Origin of the sequence: Streptomyces sp. Q6 (assembly GCF_036967205.1) — a bacterium.
GTDB lineage: Bacteria > Actinomycetota > Actinomycetes > Streptomycetales > Streptomycetaceae > Streptomyces > Streptomyces citrinus.
Genome location: NZ_CP146022.1, coordinates 2,782,602 through 2,805,729 on the forward strand (window position 1 = coordinate 2,782,602; position 23,128 = coordinate 2,805,729).

The following is a 23,128-nucleotide window of genomic DNA, read 5'->3' on the forward strand; positions in this document are numbered from 1 at the left end:
GGCATGCCCGACGCGCCCTCTGACCTGACCCACCGGCGGCGGATGCTCGTCCTCGCGATCTGCTGCATGAGCCTGCTGATCGTCAGCCTCGACAACACCGTCCTCAATGTCGCCCTGCCGTCCATGGCGAAGGACTTCGACGCCACGCTGTCGGGCATGCAGTGGACGATCGACGCCTACACGCTGGTGCTCGCGTCGCTGCTGATGCTGGCCGGTTCGACCGCCGACCGGATCGGGCGGCGCAAGGTCTTCACGATCGGGCTGATCGTCTTCACGGCCGCGTCGGTGGCCTGCTCGCTCGCGCCGAGCCTGGAGGCCCTCGTGGCGTTCCGGATGGTCCAGGCGGTCGGCGGCTCGATGCTCAATCCGGTGGCGATGTCGATCATCACGAACACCTTCACGGACCCGCGCGAGCGGGCCCGCGCCATCGGCGTCTGGGGCGGGGTCGTGGGCATCTCGATGGCCGCGGGACCGATCGTCGGCGGCCTGCTCGTGGACTCGATCGGCTGGCGGTCGATCTTCTGGGTCAATCTGCCCGTCGGCCTGGCCGCGCTGCTGCTCACCCTCCGCTACGTGCCGGAGTCCCGTGCGCCGAAGGCCCGCCGCCCCGACCCGGTCGGCCAGGTCCTGATCATCGCGCTGCTCGGTTCGCTGACGTACGCGATCATCGAGGCGCCCGACGCGGGCTGGACCTCGACGCGCATCATCGTCTTCGCGGCGATCGCCGTCGCCGCGCTGACCGGCCTCCTGGCCTACGAGCCGCGCCGCGACGAACCCCTGATCGACCTGCGGTTCTTCCGCTCGGCCCCGTTCAGCGGCGCCACCGTCATCGCGGTCAGCGCCTTCGCGGCGCTCGGCGGCTTCCTGTTCCTGTCGACGCTGTACCTCCAGGACGTACGCGGCCTGGACGCGCTGCACGCGGGCCTGTGGATGCTGCCGATGGCGACGATGGCCCTGGTGTGCGCGCCCCTGTCGGGCCGGCTCGTCGGCAGCCGCGGGCCGCGCCTGCCGCTGCTCGTCGCGGGCGTCACGATGACGGCGAGCGGGGTGCTGCTCGCGGCGTTCGACGCGGAGACCTCGAACGGGTCGCTGTTCGTCGCCTACGTGCTGTTCGGCATCGGCTTCGGCTTCGTCAACGCGCCCATCACCAACACGGCGGTCTCCGGGATGCCCCGCGCCCAGGCCGGGGTCGCGGCGGCCGTCGCCTCCACCAGCCGGCAGATCGGCCAGACCCTCGGTGTCGCCGTCATCGGCGCGGTCCTCGCGTCGGGCGTCGCCGGATCCTCGTACGCCGACTCCTTCGTCGATGCCGGCCGGACCTGCTGGTGGATCATCGCCGGGTGCGGTCTGGCGGTCCTGGTGCTCGGCGCGCTGACCAGCGGGCGGTGGGCGAAGGAGACGGCCCGGCGCACGGCCCGGCGCTTGGCGGAGCCCGAGGTCCGCGCGGAGGCCGACCTCACGAGCTCCGGCTGAGCGACAGCTCCCTGAGCGTGTCGAGGCGGGCGCGGGTCGCGTCGTCCGCCGGGGTGTACGTGACCATGCGCGCCCCGCAGTCCCGGCCCAGCCACAGATCGGTGTGGACGACGGCGAGCGGTCCGACGAGCGGGTTGAGGAAGTGCTTGACCTTGCTGGGCACCGACCGCACCACCTCGTGGCGCTCCCACACCTCGCGGAACTCGGCGGACTCGTCGAGGAGCCGGTTGAGGACGGACTTCCAGGTGGGTTCGGCGAGATGGTCGGCCATGCCCGAACGGAACTTGGCGGCCATGATCCGCAGGACGTCGTCGAGGGAGACGATCGCCGAGCGCCACTGCTCGTGGGTGAAGGCGAGCAGCATCCAGTTGCGGTCCTCGGGCGGGATCTCGTCGAGGTCGCAGAGCAGCAGCCGGTAGGTGCTGTTGTAGGCGAGGATGTCGTAGCGGCCGTTCTGCACGCAGGCCGGCATCGGGTCCAACTGGTCGAGCATCTGGCGCAGTTCGGGGGTGAGCCGGGCGCAGCTCGCCGCCGGGGCCGGGTCGATCGCCCCGGCGAGGCCGAAGAGGTGGGCCCGCTCGCTGACGTCGAGCCGCAAGGTGCGGGCCAGGGAGTCGAGGACCTGCGCGGAGACCTGGATGTCGCGGGCCTGCTCCAGCCAGGTGTACCAGGTGACGCCGACCGCGGACAGGTGCGCGACCTCCTCGCGGCGCAGGCCGGGGGTGCGGCGGCGGGCACCGCGCGGCAGGCCCACGTCCTCGGGCGTGATGCGCTCGCGGCGGCTGCGCAGGAACCCGGCCAGTTCGTGCCGCCGGATCTCCGCGGGCCGCGCGTCCCCCTCGCTCCGGTCGCCCCGTTCGCCCCGCGCGAGGGCGGCGTCCTGCGTCATGGTGGTCATGCCTCCAGACTGCACCCGCGCCGAGCCTGTTTCCAGGTACCTCTTCTACCAGGATAAGAACACTCTGGTACCCCTTTGGGAAGAGGTGGACGCTCGATGCCATGACCACCACCACGCAGTCCCCGACGCTCGGGCGGTCCGCCGCTCCCGGCACCGCGCTGACCGGACCGGGCCTGTTCACCGTGCTGCTCGGCGCGGCACTCCCCCTCATCGACTTCTTCATCGTCAACGTCGCCCTGCCCACCATCGACCGCGATCTGTCCGCGAGCGAACCGGTCCTGGAACTGGTCGTCGCCGGATACGGCATCGCGTACGCCGTGCTGCTCGTCCTCGGCGGGCGGCTCGGCGATCTGCTCGGCCGCCGCCGGCTCTTCCTCGGCGGCATGGCCGCCTTCGGCCTGACCTCGCTGGCCTGCGGCCTCGCGCCGACGGCCGGGACGCTCGTCGTGGCACGGGTCGCGCAGGGCGCGGCGTCCGCGGCGATGCTGCCGCAGGTCCTCGCCACGATCCAGGCGACGACGGCAGGCTCGCGCCGCGCCAAGGCCATGAGCATGTACGGGGCGACGGCCGGTCTGTCGATGGTGGCGGGCCAGGTGCTCGGCGGGGTCCTGGTCTCCGCGGATCTGTTCGGCACGGGCTGGCGCTCGGTGTTCCTGGTGAACGTGCCGGTGGTGCTGCTCGCCCTGGTCCTCGCCGCCCGTACGGTGCCCGAGACCCGCTCGCCGCGCCCCGAGCCGGTCGACGTGCCCGGCACGGTCCTGCTGGCCCTCGCCCTGGCCGCGCTGCTCGCCCCGCTGACGGAGGGCCGGGCGGCGGGCTGGCCGCTGTGGACGTGGCTGTCGCTCGCGGCGTTCCCGCTGCTCGCGTACCTCTTCTACGCGGTGGAGCGCCGGGAGGACCGGGCGGGCCGCACCCCGCTGGTGCCGCCGTCCCTCTTCCGGCTGCCGTCCCTGCGACGGGGGTTGATCATGGTCGTGCCGTTCTCGATCGGCTTCTCGGGCTTCATGTTCGTGATCGCGGTGGCGTTGCAGCAGGGCGAGCACCTCGACGCGACGGCGGCGGGCCTGGCGCTCGCGCCGATGGCCGCGGTGTTCTTCGCGACGTCGCTGGCCGGTCCGCGCCTGGTGGCCCGCTGGGGCACGCGGGTCGTCACGGCCGGCGGACTGCTCCAGGCGGCCGGGCTCGCGCTGATCGCGGTCGCGGCGTGGCGGACCTGGCCGGACCTCGGGGTCGTCCAGCTGATGCCGGGGGCGGCGCTGGCCGGAGCGGGGCAGGCGCTCCAGCTCCCCATCCTCTTCCGCATCATCCTGTCCGAGGTGCCCGCGGCGCGGGCGGGCGTGGGCGGCGGCGTGATGACGACCACCCAGCAGGCGGCGCTCGCCCTGGGCGTGGCGACGCTCGGCTCCCTGTTCCTCTCGCTGGCGCCGGGCATGGGGATGCGTGACGCGCTCCTGGTGACGCTCGTCGCCCAACTCGCCACGGTGGCCCTGACGGTGGCCCTCAGCCTCCGCCTGCCCCGCACGGTCTCCTGACGGGAGGCACGGGCCTCACCGAGCGCCCGCGACGGCGGCACGGCGCCGCTCGTCGCGTTCGTGGGCGACCACCGCGCACACCCCGAGACCGACGGTCGTGAGCCCGGTGACGAGCAGGGCGGGATTGACGTACGGGGGCACGGTGTCGGCGGTGTCGCCGCCGGCGCTCTCGGTGTCGCACACGAACCGCAGCGGCAGGAGGTCGACGTGATGGTCGAGGTATCCGGGCGCCACGGCCCGGGGCGCGGACCGGCACGGCCGCGGCGGCGCCGAGTCCGTCCCGCCGTCCTCCGCGTCCAGCACGGCTCCGACGACATGGAGCAGACCCCACGCGTACAGCGCGCAGGTGAGCGCGGCGGCCAGCGCGGCGAGCCCGCGCGGCCGCAGCCCCGGCCCAGCGCGCCGCACCCGTGTCCGAGGAACGAGCAGGCACCGATCAGGGCGAGAAGCAGCCCGACGAAAGCCTTCATGGCGGGAGTTGACCACACGCGCGCCCGGTCGCGCGCCCCGCGTCCGCCGGACGCCGACCGCCGCCCCTGCCTACTGTCACCCGCATGACCACCGACATCCCTGATCCGTCCGCCGTCACCCGCCGCGTCGGACTCTTCCCCGGCGCGGGCTCCGAGGCCCGTTTCACCACCCCCGCCACCGGCGACGAGCGCCGCATGCTCGCCGGGTTCCTCACCGCGCAGCGCGCCACGCTGGAGCTCAAGTGCGCGGGTCTGCGGGGCGAGTTGGCGACCGCGTCGGTGGAGCCGTCGACGCTCTCCCTGCTCGGGCTCGTGCGGCATGTGACCGATGTGGAGCGGCGCTGGTTCCGCCGGGCGATCGCGGGCCAGGACGCCCCGAACCTGTACTCCACGCCCGACAACCCGGAGGGCGACTTCGACGACGCGGCAGCGGCGGACCCGGCCGCCGTCTGGGCCGCGTGGCGCGCGGAGGCGGAGTTCGCCGATCAACTCCTCGCCGGGGCCGCCGACTTGGACGTGACGGGCAGGGATGCCTGGCGGGGCACGGTGTCGCTGCGCTGGGTGGTGATCCACATGATCGAGGAGTACGCGCGCCACAACGGCCACGCCGATCTCCTCCGGGAGCGCATCGACGGCACGGTCGGCGTCTGACCCCTGCCCGCACCCCCCCCACGCACCACGCACCACGCATGACAGATGACAGATATTGAAATCTGTCATCTGTCATGTCATGGTGGAGGCATGAACCTCCCCACTCGGAAACTCGGCACCACCGGCCCGCACGTCTCCGCCCTCGGCCTCGGCTGCATGGGCATGTCCGCCCTGTACGGCGACGCCGACCGCGCCGAGTCGATCGCCACCATCCATGCTGCGCTCGACGCCGGCGTCACGCTCCTCGACACCGGCGACTTCTACGCCATGGGCCACAACGAGATGCTCATCGGCGAAGCCCTCCGCTCGGCGCCCGCCGCGGCCCGCGAGAAGGCGCTGACCAGCGTGAAGTTCGGCGCCCTGCGCGATCCGGACGGCGGCTGGTCCGGCTACGACGGCCGACCGGCGGCGGTGCGGAACTTCGCCGCGTACAGCCTCCAGCGCCTCGGCGTCGACCACATCGACGTCTACCGGATCGCCCGGATCGACCCGGACGTCCCGATCGAGGAGACCGTCGGCGCGATCGCCGAGCTGGTCGAGAAGGGCCACGTCCGGCACATCGGGCTCAGCGAGGTCGGCGCGGACACCATCCGCCGGGCCGCCGCCACCGCCCCGATCAGCGACCTCCAGATCGAGTACTCGCTGATCTCGCGCGGTATCGAGGACGAGATCCTGCCGACCACCCGCGAGCTGGGCATCGGCATCACCGCGTACGGGGTCCTGTCCCGCGGTTTGATCTCCGGCCACTTCTCCCGCGACCGGCAGCTCGCCGCGAACGACTTCCGCGGGATGAGCCCGCGCTTCCAGGGCGAGAACCTCCAGCACAACCTGGACCTCGTCGAGCAGCTCCGCAAGATCGCCGAGCAGAAGGGCGTGAGCGTCGCGCAGATCGCCATCGCGTGGGTGCTCAGCCGGGGCGCGGAGCACGAGGACATCGTGCCGCTGGTCGGCGCCCGCCGCCGCGACCGCCTCACGGAGGCCCTCGGCGCGCTCGACGTCACCCTGGACGCCGCCGATCTGGCCGCGATCGAGGAGGCCGTGCCCGCCGACGCCGCGGCCGGTGAGCGCTACCCGGCGGCCCAGATGGCACACCTCGACAGCGAGCGCTGATCGACGCCGGGTAACTTCAACACCATGCCCACCGAGCCCCTGACCCCCGAGCGCATCCTCGCCGCGACCGAGGAGGTGCTGCGCCGGCACGGCGCCGCCAAGGCCACCGTCGTCGACGTCGCCCGCGCACTCGGGGTCAGCCACGGCTCGGTGTACCGCCACTTCCGTACGAAGGCGGAGCTGCGCGGCGCGGTCACCAAGCGCTGGCTGGACCATACGACGGAGCTGCTCGCGGAGGTGGTCGCCGGTTCCGCGGCACCGGCCGCCAAGCTGCGGCTCTGGCTGGCGACGCTGTTCGAGGCCAAGCGGCACAAGGCGGGCGACGACCCCGAGCTGTTCGCCACGTACACCGTCCTGACGACGGAGAACGGCGGCGTGGTCGACGCGCACATCGCCGAGCTGATCGGCCAGCTGACCCGGATCCTCGACGAGGGCGTCCGGCAGGGCGAGTTCGAGAGCGCCGACCTGCCCGTGACGGCCCGCGCCGTGTTCGAGGCGACCGCCCACTTCCACGACCCGGTGCACGCCCCCGAGTGGTCCCGCCCGGGCGCCGAGCAGGCCTTCGACGCCGTGGTCGCCCTGGTGATGCGCGGCCTGACGAGCCGCTAGGCCCTAGGTCTGTCTCCCAGATCCCTCCTGCCCTGCGGGCGGACGGAGGGATCTCGGAGACAGGCCCTAGTCGGAGCCGGGGTCCACCGTCGCCTGGTGCTCCCGCTCCAGGTGTTCCTGCGCCTTCAGCCAGGGCAGGAACTGGGCGGTTCTGCGCCACCCGCACGTCCCGCACGTCAACTGCCGCTGGAGACCGGCCTTCTCGACGCTCACGACATGCGCCCGTCCGTGCTGGTCCCAGCGACTGACTTTGCTGCTCGTCATCTGCGGCATGCCCGCAGTGTGCAGCAATTCGCCCCGGCACGCAGCAGACCCCGGCCGCGGAAGGCCGCGGCCGGGGTCTGCGGGACGTGCGACGAGGTCAGCAGCCGATCAGGCGGCTGGCCAGGTAGCCCTCGATCCGGTCGAGGGAGACGCGCTCCTGCTTCATGGTGTCGCGCTCGCGCACGGTCACCGCGTTGTCGTCCAGGGTGTCGAAGTCGACGGTGACGCAGAACGGCGTACCGATCTCGTCCTGGCGGCGGTAGCGGCGGCCGATGGCACCGGCGTCGTCGAAGTCGATGTTCCAGTGCTGGCGCAGCGCGGCCGCCAGGCCCTTGGCCTTCGGCGACAGCTCCGGGTTGCGGGACAGCGGCAGGACGGCGACCTTCACCGGGGCGATGCGCGGGTCGAAGCGCATGACGGTGCGCTTCTCCATCTTGCCCTTGGCGTTGGGCGCCTCGTCCTCGAAGTACGAGTCGAGCATGAACGCCAGCATCGTGCGGCCGACACCGGCCGCGGGCTCGATGACGTACGGCGTGTAGCGCTCGCCCTTCTCCTGGTCGTAGTAGGAGAGGTCCTGGCCGGAGGCCTTGGAGTGCGCGGAGAGGTCGTAGTCCGTGCGGTTGGCGACACCCTCCAGCTCGCCCCACTCGCTGCCGCCGAAGCGGAAGCGGTACTCGATGTCAGCGGTGCGCTTCGAGTAGTGGGAGAGCTTCTCCTTCGGGTGCTCGAACCACCGCATGTTCTCCTCGCGGAGACCCAGGCCGGTGTACCAGTTCCAGCGCTGCTCCATCCAGTACTCCTGCCACTTCTCGTCCTCGCCCGGCTTGACGAAGAACTCCATCTCCATCTGCTCGAACTCACGGGTGCGGAAGATGAAGTTGCCGGGCGTGATCTCGTTGCGGAACGACTTGCCCATCTGGGCGATGCCGAACGGCGGCTTGCGGCGCGAAGTGGTCTGCACCTGCGAGAAGTTGGTGAAGATGCCCTGGGCGGTCTCGGGGCGCAGGTAGGCGATGGAGCCGCTGTCCTGCGTCGGGCCGAGGTGCGTGGCGAGCAGGCCGGAGAACTGCTTGGGCTCGGTGAAGGCGCCCTTGGTGCCACAGTTCGGGCAGTTGATGTCCGCGAGGCCGTTCTCCGGAACGCGGCCCTTCTTCTCCTCGTACGCCTCTTCCAGGTGGTCCGCGCGGAACCGCTTGTGGCAGGAGGTGCACTCGGTGAGCGGGTCGGTGAACGTGGCGACGTGGCCGGAGGCCTGCCAGACGTCGGTCGCCAGGATCACCGACGAGTCGATACCGACGACGTCCTCGCGCGAGGTGACCATGTAGCGCCACCACTGACGCTTGAGGTTCTCCTTCAGCTCCACGCCCAGCGGTCCGTAGTCCCAGGCGGCACGCTGGCCGCCGTAGATCTCGCTGCAGGGGTAGACGAAGCCACGGCGCTTGCTGAGGCTGACGATGGTCTCGATCTTGTCGGCGGCCACGGTGCTCTCTTCTTACGACGACGATTCAAAAGGTGTGGCGCGCAGCGCCTCCGTCAGGGGTGGTGGTCGGGCGACGGGCGGGCGGATACGCGCTCCGGGAGCGAATGCTTCAGGTTACCGGCGGGCCCACCCCCCGAACCAAATCGGTTCCGCGACCGGAGTCGGCACAGAGTGGGACGAACGCTTCACCGCACTCTTCTTGACAATCATTTCCAGTTTTGTTGAAAATGACTGTCATGAACGTGCGCCTTCCCCGCCGGCCCCGCCGCCGCCTCATATCCACGACCGCCGTCGCCGCCACCACGATGCTCGGTCTCACGGCCCTGTCCGCGTGCGGGTCCTCCGCCGCCGACAGCAAGGGCAGCGACGGCAAGCTGGACGTGGTGGCGTCGTTCTACCCGATGCAGTACCTCGCCGAGGAGATCGGCGGCGACCACGTCGACGTCACGAACCTGACCAAGCCCGGTCAGGAGCCCCACGACCTGGAGGTCAGCGCCCAGCAGCGCGCCCAGCTGGAGGAGGCCGACGCCGCGATCTACCTCAAGGGCCTCCAGCCGGCCGTCGACGAGGCGATCAGCCAGTCCGGGATCTCCACGAAGGTCGACGCGGCGTCCCTGACGACGCTGGAGGAGCACGGCAGCGAGGTCGGCGGCCACGCCGAGGAGCACGAGGGCCACGACCACGGCGGCGAAGAGGGCACCGACCCGCACATCTGGCTCGACCCGGTGAAGTACGCCGAGGTCGCCGAGGGCGTCGGCAAGGCCCTGCAGAAGGCCGACCCGGACCACGCGGCGGACTACAAGAAGAACACCGCGGCCCTGGTGGAGAAGCTCGGCACGCTCAGCACCGAGTTCGAGGACGGCCTGAAGAACACGGACTCCAAGGTCTTCATCACCACGCACGCCGCCTTCGGCTACCTCGCCGAGCGCTACGGCCTCACCGAGGAGGCCATCAGCGGCCTCGACCCGGAGTCCGAGCCCAGCGCCTCGCGCGTCAAGGACCTCCAGGAGATGGCGAAGGCCGACGGCGTCACCACCGTCTTCTACGAGACCCTCGTCAGCGACAAGACGGCCAAGACCCTGGCGAACGACGCGAAGCTCACGACTGATGTACTCGACCCGATCGAGGGCATCACGGAGAAGTCCAAGGGGGACGACTACATCGCCGTGATGCGGTCCAACCTCGCGGCGCTCCAGAAGGCTCTCGGCGCCAAGTGACGTACGGATCAAGCAGCTTGAAGGGCGGCGCGGACATGAGTGACCCCGTGATCACCTTGCGCAGGGTGACGGCGGAGCTGGGCGGGCGTCCCGTGCTGCGCGGCATCGACCTGACGGTGGGGCGCGGCGAGGTCGTCGCGCTGCTCGGGGCCAACGGCTCCGGCAAGTCCACCGCCGTGCGCGGCATCATCGGCCAGGTCCCGCTCACCGGCGGCGAGATCGAGATCTTCGGTACGCCCCGGCGCCGCTTCCGGCAGTGGGCGCGCGTCGGCTACGTGCCGCAGCGCACGACGGCGGCGGGCGGCGTGCCCGCCACGGTCGCCGAGGTCGTCGCCTCGGGCCGGCTGTCCCGTGCCCGCTTCGGCGTCCTGCGCAAGGCGGACCGGGCCGCGGTGGGCCGCGCCCTGGAGCTGGTCGGGATGGCGGACCGGGCGAAGGACTCGGTCGACGCGCTCTCCGGCGGCCAGCACCAGCGGGTGCTCATCGCGCGCGCCCTGGCCGCCGAACCCGAGCTGCTGATCATGGACGAGCCCATGGCGGGCGTCGACCTGGCGAGCCAGGAGATCCTCGCCGCGACCTTGCGGGAGCAGGTCGCGGCAGGGGCCTCCGTCCTTCTCGTCCTGCACGAACTCGGCCCCCTCGAACCGCTGATCGACCGCGCGGTGGTGCTGCGCGACGGCTGCGTGCTGCACGACGGGCCGCCGCCCAAGGCCGTCGGCCAGCACGCGCTGCCGGGCCACGACCACGTACACCCGCACGCCGCGGCCGACGCCGCGCCCCTGCGCACAGGACTGCTGAGCTGACATGGAATTCCTGAGTTACGACTTCATGCAGCGGGCGCTGCTCGCCGCCGTCCTCATCGGCGTCACGGCCCCCGCGATCGGCATCTACCTGGTCCAGCGCCGCCAGGCCCTCATGGGCGACGGCATCGGCCATGTCGCGATGACGGGTGTCGGCCTCGGCTTCCTGCTGTCGACGTCGCCGGTGTGGATGGCGATGGCCGTCTCCGTCGTCGGCGCGCTCGTCATGGAGCTGATCCGCTGGTACGGCAAGACGCGCGGCGACATCGCGCTGGCGATGCTCTTCTACGGGGGCATGGCGGGCGGTGTGATGCTCATCAGCCTCGCGCCCGGTGGCTCGACGGCCAACCTGGGCTCCTACCTCTTCGGGTCCCTGACGACCGTCTCGCAGTCGGACGTCGTCGCCATCTGCTGGCTCGCGGCGCTCGTGATCCTGGTGACGGTCGGCCTGCGCCGGCAGCTGTTCGCGGTCAGCCAGGACGAGGAGTTCGCGCGGGTCACGGGGCTGCCGGTGCGCGCCCTGAACCTGCTCATCGCGGTCACGGCGGCGGTGACGGTGACGGTCGCGATGCGGGTGGTCGGCCTGCTCCTGGTGTCGGCGCTCATGGTCGTCCCGGTGGCGGCGGCGCAGCAGCTGACCCGCAGCTTCAAGGCGACGTTCGTCGTCGCGGTCGCGATCGGGGTCGTGGTGACGCTCGGCGGAACCGTGACGTCGTACTACAAGCCGGTGCCGCCGGGCGCGACGATCGTGCTTCTGACGATCGCGGTCTTCATCGTCCTGACACTGCTCGCGACGCCGCTGGCACGGCGGCGGGCCCGCGCGGCGACGACGGCCGCGGGCGATCCGGCGGAGTGCGCGATCCCGGGGCAGCAGGCCCCGACTCCTTCCCTCCATGGCTGACCCGGCCACCACGCCACCTGGCACAATGGCGGCGGTACGTACGTGGCGCAGACGTGAGGAGGAACCCGTGGCAGCCCCGGTTCGAGGCAGGTCGACCCGCCAGCGCGCGGCAGTGGCGGCGGCGCTCGACGAGGTGGACGAGTTCCGCAGCGCCCAGGAGTTGCACGACGTCCTCAAGCACAAGGGCGACTCCGTCGGCCTGACCACGGTCTACCGCACGCTCCAGTCCCTCGCCGACGCGGGCGAGGTCGACGTCCTGCGCACGTCGGAGGGTGAGGCGGTGTACCGCCGTTGCTCGACCGGGGACCATCACCACCATCTGGTCTGCCGTGTCTGCGGCAAGGCGGTGGAGGTCGAGGGCCCCGCGGTCGAGAAGTGGGCGGAGGCGATCGCCGCCGAGCACGGTTACGCGAACGTGGCGCACACCGTGGAGATCTTCGGCACCTGCGCGGAGTGCGTCCCGGCGTCCTGACCGCCCGCGCTCAGCCCCGGCCGAGGTGCTCGTCGAGCAGGCGGCGCAGCCGGTCGGCGTCCTCCCGGGACAGCCCCTCCTTGGGCAGCGCCGTCGCCTCGGCGGCGTCCTCGTCGAGGAGTACGACGAGGTTCTCGGTCTCCACGAAGCGCCGCACCCCGGCCCAGGCGATCGCCTCGGAGCCCAGCTCGTGCTCGACGTGCACACCGTTCGCGTCGACCGTCGCGCGGTGCCCGCCGCGGCGTACGGCGCGCGCGTGCAGGGCCCGGTCCTCGCGGCGCGGCCGCACCACGAAGACCCTGACGACCAGGCCGATCGCGACGCCGATCAGGCCCGCGGAGGCCGCGCCGCCGTCGCGCGCGGCCAGCAGGACCGCCAGGACGGCGAAGACCACGGTGACGATCCGGCTCCGGCGATCCCGGTCCGAGGCCGCGCGCCGCGCCTGGCCGGCTTCCTCGCACTGGCGCAGCGTCGGCCGGTATTCCAGTTCCACGGACGGCGCCGCGGGTATTCCTGTGTGATGCACGTCCGGGATCGTAACCGGTGAGGCTGTCAGCCCTCCTCGGAGCGTCCCTCCAGCTGGAGGAGCACCTCGTTGGGCGTCGCGCCGCCGAAGCGGCGGTCGCGCGAGGCGTACTCGACGCAGGCCCGCCACAGGTCGCGCCGGTCGAAGTCCGGCCACAGCACGTCCTGGAAGACCATCTCGGCATAAGCGCTCTGCCACAGAAGGTAGTTGGAGGTGCGCTGCTCGCCGCTGGGCCGCAGGAACAGGTCGACGTCCGGCATGTCCGGGTAGTACAGGTACTTCGCGAAGGTCTTCTCGCTCACCTTCGACGGGTCGAGGCGGCCGGCCTTCACGTCCTCGGCGATGGCCTGCGCGGCGTCGGCGATCTCGGCGCGGCCGCCGTAGTTCATGCAGAAGTACAGGGTCAGCTTGTCGTTGCCCTTGGTCTGCTCCTGGGAGATCTCCAGCTCCTTGGCGACCGACTTCCACAGCTTGGGCATGCGGCCCACCCAGCGCACCCGGACGCCCAGCTCGTCGAGCTGGTCGCGGGTCTTGCGGATGAAGTCCCGGTTGAAGTTCATGAGGAACTTCACCTCGTCCGGGGACCGCTTCCAGTTCTCGGTGGAGAAGGCGTAGAGCGAGATCGCGCCGACGCCCATCTCGATGGCGCCCTGGAGGACGTCGAGGACCCGCTCGGCGCCGACCTTGTGGCCCTCGGTCCGGGGCAGCCCGCGCTCCTTGGCCCAGCGGCCGTTGCCGTCCATCACGATGGCGACGTGCTGGGGCACCAGCTCGCCGGGGATCTTCGGCGGCCGCGCCCCCGACGGGTGCGGTTCGGGTGCCACGTACTCGCGCCGTGACGACCGTCCGAGAATTCCGCGACGTGCCATGTGGTGGGCCTCTCCCCTAGCTCAGCTCTAGCTTTTCTCTACGTAACGCAGCGAGCGCAGTCCGCGCTCGAGGTGCCAGTGCAGGTACGCCGACACCAGGCCGCTGCCCTCCCGCACGAACCGTGCCTCGCACGTGTCCGCCGTCTCCCAGTCGCCGGTCAGCAGCGCTCCCAGCAGGGTGAGGGCCTGCGGTGAGGGTACGACGCTGCCCGGTACCCGGCAGTCGACGCAAACCGAGCCGCCCGCGCCGACCGAGAAGAACCGGTTGGGACCGGGCATTCCGCACTTCGCGCAGTCGCCGAAGGTGGGCGCGTACCCGTTCACGGCGAGGGAGCGCAGCAGGAAGGCGTCGAGGACGAGGTGCGGTTCGTGCTCACCGCGGGCGAGGGTCCGCAGGGCGCCCACGAGCAGCAGGTACTGCTGCACCGCGGGCTCGCCCTCGTGGTCGGTGAACCGCTCCGCCGTCTCCAGCATGGCCGTGCCCGCCGTGTACCGGGCGTAGTCGGTGACGATCCCGCCGCCGTACGCGGCGATCGTCTCGCTCTGCGTGCACAGCGGGAGCCCCCGCCCGATCAGCTCGCTCCCCCGCGCGAAGAACTGCACGTCGACGTGGGAGAACGGTTCGAGCCGCGCCCCGAACTTCGACTTGGTGCGCCGCACCCCGCGCGCTACGGCCCGTACGCGCCCGTGACCGCGCGTGAGGAGGGTGATGATGCGGTCCGCTTCACCCAGCTTCTGGGTGCGCAGCACGATGCCGTCGTCGCGGAACAGACTCATGGCCCCCATTGTCCCCTACCCGGGCACCCGCCCGGCGGGCAGCTCAGGGAACCTCGCCCCGGCTTCTCCTGTTCTCGTACGCGGTCGCCGCCCGCAGCCGCTCCGTCGTGGTCGCCTCCCGCAGCACCTCCGGCGGACAGTCCCACTCCCGGCCGCCCCCGAAGGGCCGCAACTGCACGTACGGGCCCTCGTGCCCCATCACCCTCCCCACCTGACCGGTACTCGTGTCGACTGCGTACGAACCGATCGGCGGCTTCATCGGGTGGCGCTCCTGTCCGGGTGTGCGAGGAGTACGGCGGCCAGGCGGGCCGCCACGTCAACCGGACAACGCCCCAATTCCACCAATGGACACGGGGCGGTCCGCGCGATTGACCCGTGGTCCAGCCCGAGCGAGGGCAGCACAATTCCCACCCCCGCGAGTGCGGCTCGCAATTTCTCCACCGTTTCCTCGGCCTCCTCCACGCACACCTCGGCGTGCTCCGCCTGTCCCGTCACGTGGCTCCCCTTCTCGATTCGATTTCACGCTTCGCGCCTCCACGATGACGTCGCGTCTCTACAGTGGGGAGGGGTCTGTGCACTACAAGTGCCCGGCCGGACTTGGGGGTTGGCCATGGCCAATGGTTCGAGGCAGGCGGCGTGGGAGTTCTTCGGACTTGAGCTGAAGCGGCGCCGGGAGGACGCCGCGCTGACGCAAGTCGAGTTGGGTTTACGGGTATTCGTATCCGGCGGCTACATCGGCCAATTCGAACAGGCAATTCGCAAGCCACAGTTGGATGTCGCCCAACGGATTGACGACGCGCTGCAAACCGACGGTATTTTCGAGCGGATGTGGCGAAAGCTGATCGATGACCATCGCTACGCGGATTACTTCGCGGAGGTGGTGGAGCTGGAGCGGCTCGCGACCACGGTGTGCGAGTTCGCGCCCAGCGTGGTGCCGGGCCTGTTGCAGACAGCCGCGTACGCGCGGGCCGTCACCATCGAGGCGAACCCGTTCGTGACGGACGAGTACGTCGAGGAGAAGGTGACCGGGCGCCGCGAGCGGGCGGCGATCCTCAGGGACGCTACACGGCCCGAGTATTGGGTGGTGCTGCACGAGAACGTGCTGCGCATCCCGGTGGGCGGACCGGCCGTGATGGCCGAGCAGTTGGGCCGGATCGCGGCCCTGATGCGGCAGCGGGTGGTGTGGGCGACGGTGATCCCGTACGCGGAGGGCGCGCACGCCTCAATGGGCGGGATGCTCCAGCTCATGGAGTTCGAGGACGCCCCGCCGGTCGCCTATACAGAGACGGCGTTCTCGGGAACGCTCATCGACGAACCGGCCGTGGTGAAGCGGGCACAACGCGCCTACGATCTGCTCAGGGGCGCCGCGTTGTCGCCGGAGGCGACCCTGGCCCTGGTCGAGTCGGCGGCGGAGGACCACAGACGATGCGCGAGTACGACCTGAGCAACGCACGCTGGCGCAAGAGCTCCTTCAGTGATGGCAACGGCGGCGACTGCGTCGAGGTCGCGTACGACTTCGCCGGAGCCGCCGCCTGGCGCAAATCCACGTACAGCAACGGCGAAGGCGGAAGCTGTCTTGAGGTCGCCGACGGATTCCCCGGCGTCGTGCCCGTTCGGGACTCCAAGGTGGACGGTGGGGACGTCGTCGTGATCAGTGCCGCGGCGTGGAGCGCGTTCGTGGCGGGGACGGTACGGCGGAGCTGAACTCGCCCCCCACGGCGGCAGCCTGCTCGCAGAGGACGAACGCCACGTCGTCCCGGAGCGGGCCTCCCGTGTGCGCGGTGACCGCCGCGTACAGGGCGTCCAGCGCGTCGCTCAGGTGCGGCTCCTTGCCGAGCGCCGCGCTGCCGTGCTCCAGGAGCGGGAAGTCGACGCCACCGGCGTCCCTGGCCTCGGTCAGGCCGTCCGTGTAGAAGAGCAGGCGGTCGCCTGGCTGCATCCAGCAGCGGCGCTGGCCGGGGCGCGCCCCGAGGCCCAACGGGCGTGCCGGATCGAGGGGTTCGAGGAGGGTGGGACCGGTCGGGCCGAGGCGCAGGGGCGCCGGGTGGCCGCAGTTGACGAGCCGGATCTCGCCGGGGGCGAACTCGGCAAAGAGCGCGGTGACGAAGTCCTCGGGGCCGAGGTCGGGGGCGATCCGGGCGTCGAGGTGCGCGGCGAGGTCCGTGAGGTGCGGGGTGACGTAGGCGAGGTCGCGGAAGGCGCCGGCCACCGTCGCCGACGTACGCACCACGTCCAGGCCGTGCCCGCGCACGTCGCCGATGAACACCCGTAGCCCGTACGGGGTGTTGGCGATGTCGTAGACGTCACCGCCCGCCGTCTCCGGCGCCGTGGGGCAGTGGTGGCGGGTGGACACGTCGATGCCGCCGATCCGGTCGGAGACCGGGCGGAGCAGCGCGCCCTGGGCCACGCGGGCGATGTCGGTGACCCGCGCGAGGGCGGCCGTGCGGGCCGCCGTCCGGTGGGCGGCCCGCACGGCAGCGCAGCCGCCCGCGAGCAGCACGAGGTACTCGACGGCGAGCAGCGGGTTCGCCGCGTGGCGCCTGACCACCACCGCGACCGTCGCCAGGGCCAGGCTCCACACGACCGCGACGACCGTGGCGCGCACCCCCAGCCAGGCGCAGGCCAGGACGGGTCCGATGAGCAGGATCGCGACCGCCGGACGCCAGGCGTCCACGAGTGCGGTGAGCGCGGTGCACAGGCACAGGACCGCGCAGAGCGCGCCCATGCCGCCCGGGGGCCCTGGAACGGCGCCCCGCCATCGCCGTCGGCCCTCGTCTCGTCCGCCCACGCCGGGCCTCCTGTCCTGTGCGCCCCGCCATGGTGAGCCGTCAACTATGGCGCTGATTCCCCTGGTCGCACGAGCCGTTGACCGGCTGCGCCCGGCAGTGACCGCAAGTGATCCAGCGCTGTCCGCACATGTCCGCGAGGGCGGCCGGCGCCCGGCGCACTCGCTCACCTTGTGTCATCCCCTGAGGTGGCGGGGCCGCTCACGGGGCCGGGGTCCGGGCCGCCCCCTGCGCGGCGTCATCCCGGACGGGGGCACGGGACGTACCCTCCCCGCATGATCACGGGAACCCACACCGTCCTGTACTCCGCCGACGCCGACGCCGACCGGGCCTTCCTCCGGGACGTGCTGGGCTGGCCGCACGTCGACGCCGGGGGCGGGTGGCTGATCTTCGCCGCGCCGCCCGGCGAGGTCGCCCTGCACCCGACCGAGGGCGCGCCCGCGCACGAGCTGCTGCTGATGTGCGACGACCTGGCGGCGACGGTCGCCGAACTCGCTCTCCAGGGAGTCGAGTTCACCAAGCCCGTCGAGGAGCTGCGCTGGGGGAGGCTGACCGCGCTGCGCCTGCCGGGCGGCGGTGAGATCGGCCTGTACGAGCCCCTGCACCCGCTCGCCCACGGATAGCGCCCGGCACGGACCGCACCGGCGGGCCCTCAGGGCGCGCCGAAGTCCACGTCCGCCGCCGGCAGCACCCGCACGCTGCGCTCGGGGAAGTCGATGTGCCGGTAGATCTCGTTGTGGTGGGCGATCGACCGGTCCGGCGGGACGAAGTCCGTCGGGCCCGACCGGACCGACGTCGTGTGTCCGTCGGCGACGAGCACCAGGTCGTAGCCCCGGCTCAGCGCCTGCCGCGCGGTCGTCTCCACGCAGTTCTCCGTGGCGAAGCCGGTGACCAGGACCTCGGTGACGCCGAGGCCCCGGAGGGTCGCGTCGAGGCCGGTGCGCAGGAACGCGTCGGCCGTGGTCTTCTCCACCGCCGACGCGCCGCTGCCGGGGTCGAGTTCGGGCACCACGCGTCCCTCGCCGCGCTGCCGGACCATGACGACGGGGACGCCCGCCGCGCGCGCCCGGGAGCGCAGGCCCGCGATGACGGCGATCGTCCGGCCGGCCTCGTGCATGATCGGCAGCAGGGCGTCCTGCATGTCGACGACGAGGAGCGCGGGCCGGTGCGGGGTCTCTGACATGGCCGTACGGTAACCGCCTCGCGCCGCGCACGCTCTTCGACAGGCGTGCGGTCACGCGGAGTTGAGCGGGGCGACGAGCCCGGACTCGTAGGCCACGATGACCAGTTGCGCGCGGTCCCGCGCCGCCACCTTGCCCATGATCCGGCTGACGTGGGTCTTCGCGGTGAGCGGGCTGAGGCCCAACGTGTCGGCGATCTCCGTGTTGTTGAGGCCGCGCGCGACGAGGGCGAGGACCTGCCGTTCGCGGTCGGAGAGCGCCGTCAGCGAGGCGTGGTGCGCGTCGTGCGGCGCGGGGATCTCGGGGGCGCGCAGGACGCGGGAGATCAGGCGGGCCGTGGGTCCGGGCGAGAGCAGGGCGTCCCCGGCGGCCACCGTCCTGATGGCGTCGAGGAGTTCGGCCGGCCGGGTGTCCTTCACGAGGAACCCGGAGGCGCCCGCGCGCAGCGCCTCGACGACGTGCTCGTCGGTGTCGTACGTCGTCAGCATCAGGACCTTGACCCCGGCGAGGTCCTCGTCGGCGGCGAGCAGCCGGGTGGCCTCGATGCCGTCGAGGTCGGGCATCCGGATGTCCATGACGACCACGTCGGCGCGGGCCGAACCGGTCAGCTCGACGGCCTCGCGGCCGGTGCCCGCCTGGGCGACGACCTCCATGTCGGGGGCGGACGCGACGAGCATGGCGAAGGCGGCGCGCACCAGGGTCTGGTCGTCGGCCAGCAGGACGCGGATCGTCATGACGCGGTCTCCGTGGTGGGCGTCGCGCGGGCGCGCGGCGGCGCGCTCTCCTCGGGGGGTACGGGTACGGGTGCGTCGCGGCCGCTCGCGCCCTGGTGGGGCAGGGTGGCCGTCACGGCGAAGCCCCCGGTCTCCCCGGGCCCGCGTCGAGGACGCCGCCTACGCTCCGCGCCCGCTCCCGCATCCCCACGAGCCCGAACCCGGGCGCCGCCGAGGGCGGGGCGGGCGGGCCCGAGCCGTCGTCGCGGACCGACACCTCGACCGCCCCGGGCCGGACGCGCAGCGCGACCCGGACGGTCAGACCCGGTCCTGCGTGCCGTACCGCGTTGGTGAGCGCCTCCTGCACGATCCGGTACGCGGCGGCGCCGACCGCGGGCGGCAGCTCGGCCGCGTCCAGGTCGCAGAAGACCGTGGCACCCGACGTACGAGCGGCCTCCGCCAGCTCCGGTATGCCCTCCACGCCCGGCAGGGGCCCGCGCGACTCGTCCGGCGAGGAGCGCAACACCTCCAGTGTGGCGCGGAGTTCACCGCGGGCGGAGCGGCACGTGTCGGCGATGTCGTCGAGGGCCTTGGCGACGGCCGCCCGGTCGAGACGGCCGGGGTCGGCGTTCAGGACGTGGGCGGCGACGGACGTCTGCACGCCGACCAGGGTGATGCTGTGCGCGAGCAGGTCGTGCAGGTCGCGGGCGACGCGCAGGCGTTCCTCGGCGACGCGGCGCCTGGCCTCCTCCTCGCGGGTGCGCTCCGCGCGCTCGGCCCGCTCGATGACCGACTCGACGTACTGCACGTGGACCCGCGCGTACACGCCGAGCAGGATGACGGCGACGATCCAGCCGGAGACCCGCAGCGCCTGCACGCCCTCGGCCATGCCCTGGCTGAACTTCACGGAAAGCATCAGGCCGATGACGCCCGCGCCCACCAGGACGGACCGCAGCGGGCGGCCCGTGAGGGCGACGGTGAACAGCGCGGCCAGCGAGACGAGGGCCGGAGCGGTGTGGTTGAAGTTCATCGCGTGGTACGGCCCGACGCAGGCGGCGACGCCCAGCAGGGCCAGGCCCGGCGACCGCCGCCGCCACACCACGGGGACGTGCGCGGCCACGAGCAGCGCCCACCCGAAGAGGGTGGGCTGGCGTCCGTCGGCCCGTACGGTCAGCGCCAGGCACAGGTCGACCGCCAGCATCGCGGCGGCGAGCAGCGCGTCCTGGCGCAGCACGCGTCCCGGGTCCGGCGGCGCGGCCCGGCGGGCGGCGCCGGGGCCGCGGCCGGGCAGCAGGAGAAGGCGGGTGACGTCCACGGGCTCATCTTCCGTCAGGGGGCGCCCCTTCGACAGGGCGGGCACGGGGAGGTGGTCGAAGGGGCGCCCCGGGTCGTTCAGGAGGTGCGGGTGAGGACGGCCTCCTCGGCCGGCGGCGGTACGGGTTCGCCGGCCGGGCGGGACAGCGCCCCCGGCCACCACACCTTCCGGCCGAGCGCGAGGCTCGCGGACGTCACCAGGTACGTACGGACGAGGAAGGTGTCGAGGAGTACGCCGACCGCGATGACGAAGCCCAGCTCGACGAGTTGGACCATCGGCATGTTGGTGAGCACGGCGAACGTGGCGGCGAGCACGAGACCGGCGGAGGCGATGACCCCGCCCGTGGTGCGCAGCGCGGTGAGCGCCGCTGCCCTGGTGTCGGCGCCGCCGAGCACTTCCTCGCGCATCCGGTGCATCAGGAAGATCCCGTAGTCGACGCCCAACGCGACGAGGAAGACGAAGGAGAGCAGTTCGAGCCCCGGGTCGGTCCCCTCGAAGCCGAACACCGGGCCGAAGACGAGCCCGCCGATGCCGAGCGCCGCGCCCCACACCGCGACCACGGCGACGAGCAGCATCAGCGGCGCGACGAGCGAGCGCAGCAGTGCGACGAGGACGAGCAGCACGGCGGCGAGCACGATCGGCACGACGACGAGGCGGTCCCGGGCGTTGGTGTCCTTCAGGTCGAGCTGCTCGGCGCTGGGTCCGCCGACGTAGGCGCCCTGGGCGTCGAGTCCGTCGCGCAGCGCCTCGATGGTGGCGGTCTCGGCAGCGCTCTGCGGCGCGGCCCTGGCGACGACGGTGATCTCGGTCCAGCCGCCGCCGCTGCGCCCGCGCTGTACGTCGGCGACGCCCTCGGTGGCGCGTGCGGTCCGCACGGCCCGGTCCGCGCCGCGGGTCGGCGCGATGACGGTCAGGGGCTGGGTGCCGGTCTCCGGGTAGGCGGCGGCGAGGGTCTTCATCGCGGCGACGGAGTCGGGTGTGCTGGTGAAGGAGTCCTCCTGTTTGACGGCGCCGGACAGGTTCAGCGCGCCGAGGGCGAGCGCCCCGAGCAGGACGGCGCCGACGCCGAGGACGGTGAGCGGCCGGCGTTCCGCCGACGAACCCATCGCGGAGAACAGCGACCTGCGCGGCTTCGGCTGCGAGCCGAGCGCGGGGACGAGCGGCCAGAACACACGGCGGCCGAGCAGGACGAGGACGGCGGGCAGCAGCGTCAGCATGGCGACGAGCGCGCACAGCACGCCGACGGCGCCCAACGGGCCCATGCCGCGGGAGGAGTTGAGGTCGGCGGCGAGCAGGCACAGGAGTCCCGCGGCGACCGTCCCCGAGGAGGCGAGGACCGCGGGCCCGCAGCCGCGCAGGGCGACGCGCATGGCGTCGTAGGGCCGCTCGACGCGCCGCAGTTCCTCCCGGTACCTGGCCACGATGAGCAGCGCGTAGTCGGTGCCCGCGCCGAAGACGAGGATGGTCATGACGCCCGAGCTCTGCCCGCTGATGGTGGTCCCGAAGGTCTCGTGGAGCCCGTACGCGACGCCCATCGACAGGAAGTCGGCGACGCCCGCGACGACGAGCGGCACGAGCCACAGGAACGGGCTGCGGTAGATCAGGATCAGCAGGATCGCGACGACGGCGACGGTCGTGTAGAGCAGCGGCCCGTCGAGGGACTGGTAGACCTCGGCGGCGTCGGTGGCCAGCGCCCCCGGCCCGCCGACCTCGACGCTCATCCCGGCGCCAGTGTCGTGGGCGATGTCCCGTACGTCGTTCACGAAGGCGTCGCGGAGCTTCTCGTCCTGGCCGGGCGCGTTGCTGGCGACGGGGTACATGAGGGTGTCACCGCTCTTGGAGGGCACCCCCTCGGGGGTCCCGGTGAGCTTCAACTCACGTCCGATCGCGGCGACTTGCTCGCCCGCGGTCTCCCGGTCCCCGGCGGTGAGGCCGCCGTCCCGGTGGTAGACGAGCACCAGCTCGGTCGTCTCGCCGCCCGGCAGCCGGTCCTGGATCTTCGCGACCTGCGTCGAGTCGGCGCTCGCGGGCAGATAGTCGACGGCCCGGTCGTGCTGGACGTCACCGAGCTTGCCGGCGAACGGGCCGGCGAGCGCGAGCACGGCGATCCAGAGCCCCAGCAACGTCCACGGCAGTACGACCCGTCGCCGCCGCGCGTTTCGTGCAGGCGGTCCCCCCATGGGTGGGCCCCCTTCTCTCTCGTCTCGAAGTCCGTCCGCTCCAGACTCTTCGAGGGGAGGGGGCGACGCGTCGGGCGAGAGGGCGAGGGGGGCGGTACTCCCGGGGGCGGTCCGGGGGCCGCCGTACTCCCCAGGGAGTACGGCGTCCGTCAACGGCGAGGGATCAGCGGGGTGTCCGGGTGGCGGCGACCAGGATCTGGTCCACCTCGTCCGTACACAGGGTCAGCGCGGCGCCCACCGTGCGCAGCACGTCACGCTCGGCCGCCGAGTACGGGCCGTCGGCCAGGGCGATCCGCGCGCCCTGCAACAGGAGCGACTCCCGTCCGGCCGGGGCGAGATGCGGCGTGAGCGGATCGAGCGCCTCGTGCAGTTCGATCGCGAGCCCGGCCCCGGAGCCGGTTCCCGCGCACGGGTCGGGCATCCGCATCCGTCCGGCGTCGCTCATCAACGCCTCGACCAGTGCCGCGAGTTGCTCCTCGCAGGTGTCGTCGAATCCGGCCCCGCGCAGCGCGCCGACCGCGGACTCCAGCGCCGGGCGCGACGACGCGCCGCCCGCCGCGAGCACCGCGAGGACCACCGTGTGCACGGCGTCGCGCAGCATCGCCGAGAGGCGGTGCGTGGTCGGGTGGTCGAGCGCGTCCGTGCCGTAGCGCTCCTCGCAGGCCGCGCACTGGACGACGGGTCCGGTCTCGCCGCGCGGCAGCACGGGGACCCCGAGCACGCTGAACCGGCGCCGCCCGGTGCGCCGTTGGTAGTTGCGATCGCCACCACAGCCCGGGCAGAAGAACTCCCCGTCGCCCACGGTGGTCCACGCGGTGTGCACGCCCAGGACCCGCGAGAGTCCGGCCTGTCGCATACGTCCCCAGATCGGCAGCACGTCGCACACCTCCGTAACGGCACCGCA

The 23,128-nt window shown here is 72.3% G+C and carries 25 protein-coding genes and 1 pseudogene; 12 read left to right on the forward strand and 14 right to left on the reverse strand.

Going from position 1 to position 23,128, the window contains the following annotated elements:
- Positions 1–3: 3 nt before the first annotated feature.
- On the forward strand, positions 4–1,473 hold the full coding sequence (locus V2W30_RS12975; RefSeq protein ID WP_338696271.1) for an MFS transporter: 1,470 nt from the start codon (positions 4–6) through the stop codon (positions 1,471–1,473).
- On the opposite strand, the gene V2W30_RS12980 is transcribed toward V2W30_RS12975, so the two are convergent.
- Positions 1,457–2,371, reverse strand: a complete 915-nt coding sequence (locus tag V2W30_RS12980; RefSeq protein WP_425244529.1) for a helix-turn-helix transcriptional regulator — start codon at positions 2,369–2,371, stop codon at positions 1,457–1,459. The genes V2W30_RS12975 and V2W30_RS12980 overlap by 17 nt on opposite strands.
- 101 nt (positions 2,372–2,472) lie before the next feature.
- Between V2W30_RS12980 and V2W30_RS12985 the strand changes: the two genes are divergently transcribed.
- Positions 2,473–3,903, forward strand: a complete 1,431-nt coding sequence (locus V2W30_RS12985) for an MFS transporter (RefSeq protein ID WP_338696273.1) — start codon at positions 2,473–2,475, stop codon at positions 3,901–3,903.
- A 15-nt stretch (positions 3,904–3,918) separates the two neighbouring features.
- On the opposite strand, the gene V2W30_RS12990 is transcribed toward V2W30_RS12985, so the two are convergent.
- Positions 3,919–4,311 carry a hypothetical protein gene (locus tag V2W30_RS12990; protein WP_338696275.1) on the reverse strand — a complete coding sequence of 131 codons (393 nt, stop codon included), beginning with the start codon at positions 4,309–4,311 and terminating at the stop codon, positions 3,919–3,921.
- Between the two features lie 146 nt (positions 4,312–4,457).
- Between V2W30_RS12990 and V2W30_RS12995 the strand changes: the two genes are divergently transcribed.
- The 3 genes from V2W30_RS12995 (at position 4,458) to V2W30_RS13005 (ending at position 6,743) form a co-directional block, all read left to right on the forward strand.
- Complete coding sequence (locus V2W30_RS12995; protein WP_425244530.1) at positions 4,458–5,024, forward strand: DinB family protein; 567 nt, start codon at positions 4,458–4,460, stop codon at positions 5,022–5,024.
- 90 nt (positions 5,025–5,114) lie between these two features.
- Entirely contained in the window at positions 5,115–6,134 is a 1,020-nt protein-coding gene (locus V2W30_RS13000) for an aldo/keto reductase (RefSeq protein WP_338696277.1), read from the forward strand.
- 24 nt (positions 6,135–6,158) lie between these two features.
- Entirely contained in the window at positions 6,159–6,743 is a 585-nt protein-coding gene (locus V2W30_RS13005) for a TetR family transcriptional regulator (RefSeq protein WP_338696278.1), read from the forward strand.
- Positions 6,744–6,809: 66 nt separating this feature from the next.
- Here the strand turns inward: V2W30_RS13005 and V2W30_RS13010 are convergent, their stop codons facing one another.
- Together V2W30_RS13010 and V2W30_RS13015 are read right to left on the reverse strand one after the other, a co-directional pair.
- Positions 6,810–7,016, reverse strand: coding sequence for a hypothetical protein (locus V2W30_RS13010; protein WP_338696279.1), 207 nt, complete (start codon positions 7,014–7,016; stop codon positions 6,810–6,812).
- 88 nt (positions 7,017–7,104) lie between these two features.
- Positions 7,105–8,487, reverse strand: a complete 1,383-nt coding sequence (locus V2W30_RS13015; RefSeq protein WP_338696280.1) for a glycine--tRNA ligase — start codon at positions 8,485–8,487, stop codon at positions 7,105–7,107.
- Positions 8,488–8,714: 227 nt separating this feature from the next.
- Here V2W30_RS13015 and V2W30_RS13020 point away from each other — a divergent pair, with 227 nt between their 5' ends.
- From V2W30_RS13020 to V2W30_RS13035, 4 genes are read left to right on the forward strand one after another with little or no spacing between them, the layout of a single operon-like run.
- Positions 8,715–9,704: a metal ABC transporter substrate-binding protein gene (locus V2W30_RS13020; protein WP_338696281.1), complete on the forward strand. Its 990-nt coding sequence runs from the start codon at positions 8,715–8,717 to the stop codon at positions 9,702–9,704.
- 35 nt (positions 9,705–9,739) lie between these two features.
- Positions 9,740–10,507, forward strand: a complete 768-nt coding sequence (locus tag V2W30_RS13025; protein ID WP_338696282.1) for a metal ABC transporter ATP-binding protein — start codon at positions 9,740–9,742, stop codon at positions 10,505–10,507.
- Between the two features lies 1 nt (position 10,508).
- Entirely contained in the window at positions 10,509–11,405 is an 897-nt protein-coding gene (locus V2W30_RS13030) for a metal ABC transporter permease (protein ID WP_338696283.1), read from the forward strand.
- A gap of 25 nt (positions 11,406–11,430) precedes the next feature.
- Positions 11,431–11,877, forward strand: a complete 447-nt coding sequence (locus V2W30_RS13035; RefSeq protein WP_425244531.1) for a Fur family transcriptional regulator — start codon at positions 11,431–11,433, stop codon at positions 11,875–11,877.
- A 10-nt stretch (positions 11,878–11,887) separates the two neighbouring features.
- Here V2W30_RS13035 and V2W30_RS13040 read toward each other — a convergent pair whose 3' ends face one another.
- Genes V2W30_RS13040 through V2W30_RS13055 form a run of 4 tightly spaced genes read right to left on the reverse strand, consistent with a single transcriptional unit; the run spans position 11,888 to position 14,308 of the window.
- Positions 11,888–12,403 carry a YcxB family protein gene (locus tag V2W30_RS13040; protein ID WP_338696285.1) on the reverse strand — a complete coding sequence of 172 codons (516 nt, stop codon included), beginning with the start codon at positions 12,401–12,403 and terminating at the stop codon, positions 11,888–11,890.
- 26 nt (positions 12,404–12,429) lie between these two features.
- Positions 12,430–13,272: an isoprenyl transferase gene (locus tag V2W30_RS13045; protein ID WP_338696286.1), complete on the reverse strand. Its 843-nt coding sequence runs from the start codon at positions 13,270–13,272 to the stop codon at positions 12,430–12,432.
- Positions 13,273–13,299: 27 nt separating this feature from the next.
- Positions 13,300–14,049 (reverse strand): DNA repair protein RecO, encoded by a 750-nt coding sequence (recO, locus tag V2W30_RS13050; protein ID WP_338696288.1) that lies wholly within the window; start codon positions 14,047–14,049, stop codon positions 13,300–13,302.
- A 43-nt stretch (positions 14,050–14,092) separates the two neighbouring features.
- Positions 14,093–14,308 carry a hypothetical protein gene (locus tag V2W30_RS13055; RefSeq protein WP_338696290.1) on the reverse strand — a complete coding sequence of 72 codons (216 nt, stop codon included), beginning with the start codon at positions 14,306–14,308 and terminating at the stop codon, positions 14,093–14,095.
- Positions 14,309–14,659: 351 nt separating this feature from the next.
- Between V2W30_RS13055 and V2W30_RS13065 the strand changes: the two genes are divergently transcribed.
- The gene (locus tag V2W30_RS13065; RefSeq protein ID WP_338696293.1) at positions 14,660–15,493 is read left to right on the forward strand and encodes a helix-turn-helix transcriptional regulator; all 834 of its coding nucleotides are present in this window, start codon (positions 14,660–14,662) and stop codon (positions 15,491–15,493) included.
- On the forward strand, positions 15,475–15,753 hold the full coding sequence (locus V2W30_RS13070) for a DUF397 domain-containing protein (protein ID WP_338696295.1): 279 nt from the start codon (positions 15,475–15,477) through the stop codon (positions 15,751–15,753). Before V2W30_RS13065 ends, V2W30_RS13070 begins: the two co-directional genes overlap by 19 nt.
- Here V2W30_RS13070 and V2W30_RS13075 read toward each other — a convergent pair.
- Complete coding sequence (locus V2W30_RS13075) at positions 15,701–16,837, reverse strand: PP2C family protein-serine/threonine phosphatase (RefSeq protein WP_338696297.1); 1,137 nt, start codon at positions 16,835–16,837, stop codon at positions 15,701–15,703. The two genes, V2W30_RS13070 and V2W30_RS13075, sit on opposite strands and share 53 nt — an antisense overlap.
- A gap of 273 nt (positions 16,838–17,110) precedes the next feature.
- Between V2W30_RS13075 and V2W30_RS13080 the strand changes: the two genes are divergently transcribed.
- Positions 17,111–17,458, forward strand: a complete 348-nt coding sequence (locus V2W30_RS13080) for a VOC family protein (protein ID WP_338696299.1) — start codon at positions 17,111–17,113, stop codon at positions 17,456–17,458.
- A gap of 29 nt (positions 17,459–17,487) precedes the next feature.
- Here V2W30_RS13080 and V2W30_RS13085 read toward each other — a convergent pair whose 3' ends face one another.
- The 5 genes and pseudogenes from V2W30_RS13085 to V2W30_RS13105 all read right to left on the reverse strand — a co-directional run bounded on the left by V2W30_RS13085 (position 17,488) and on the right by V2W30_RS13105 (position 23,080).
- A complete protein-coding gene (locus V2W30_RS13085; RefSeq protein ID WP_338696301.1) occupies positions 17,488–18,018 on the reverse strand; it encodes a cysteine hydrolase family protein in 531 nt (176 codons plus the stop codon).
- Between the two features lie 51 nt (positions 18,019–18,069).
- On the reverse strand, positions 18,070–18,750 hold the full coding sequence (locus V2W30_RS13090) for a response regulator transcription factor (RefSeq protein WP_338696303.1): 681 nt from the start codon (positions 18,748–18,750) through the stop codon (positions 18,070–18,072).
- A pseudogene (locus tag V2W30_RS13095) lies at positions 18,747–19,963 on the reverse strand (sensor histidine kinase). Before V2W30_RS13095 ends, V2W30_RS13090 begins: the two are co-directional and overlap by 4 nt.
- Before the next feature lie 158 nt (positions 19,964–20,121).
- Positions 20,122–22,224, reverse strand: a complete 2,103-nt coding sequence (locus V2W30_RS13100) for an MMPL family transporter (protein ID WP_338696307.1) — start codon at positions 22,222–22,224, stop codon at positions 20,122–20,124.
- A gap of 163 nt (positions 22,225–22,387) precedes the next feature.
- Positions 22,388–23,080 carry a TerB family tellurite resistance protein gene (locus V2W30_RS13105; protein WP_338703588.1) on the reverse strand — a complete coding sequence of 231 codons (693 nt, stop codon included), beginning with the start codon at positions 23,078–23,080 and terminating at the stop codon, positions 22,388–22,390.
- Positions 23,081–23,128 lie beyond the last annotated feature (48 nt).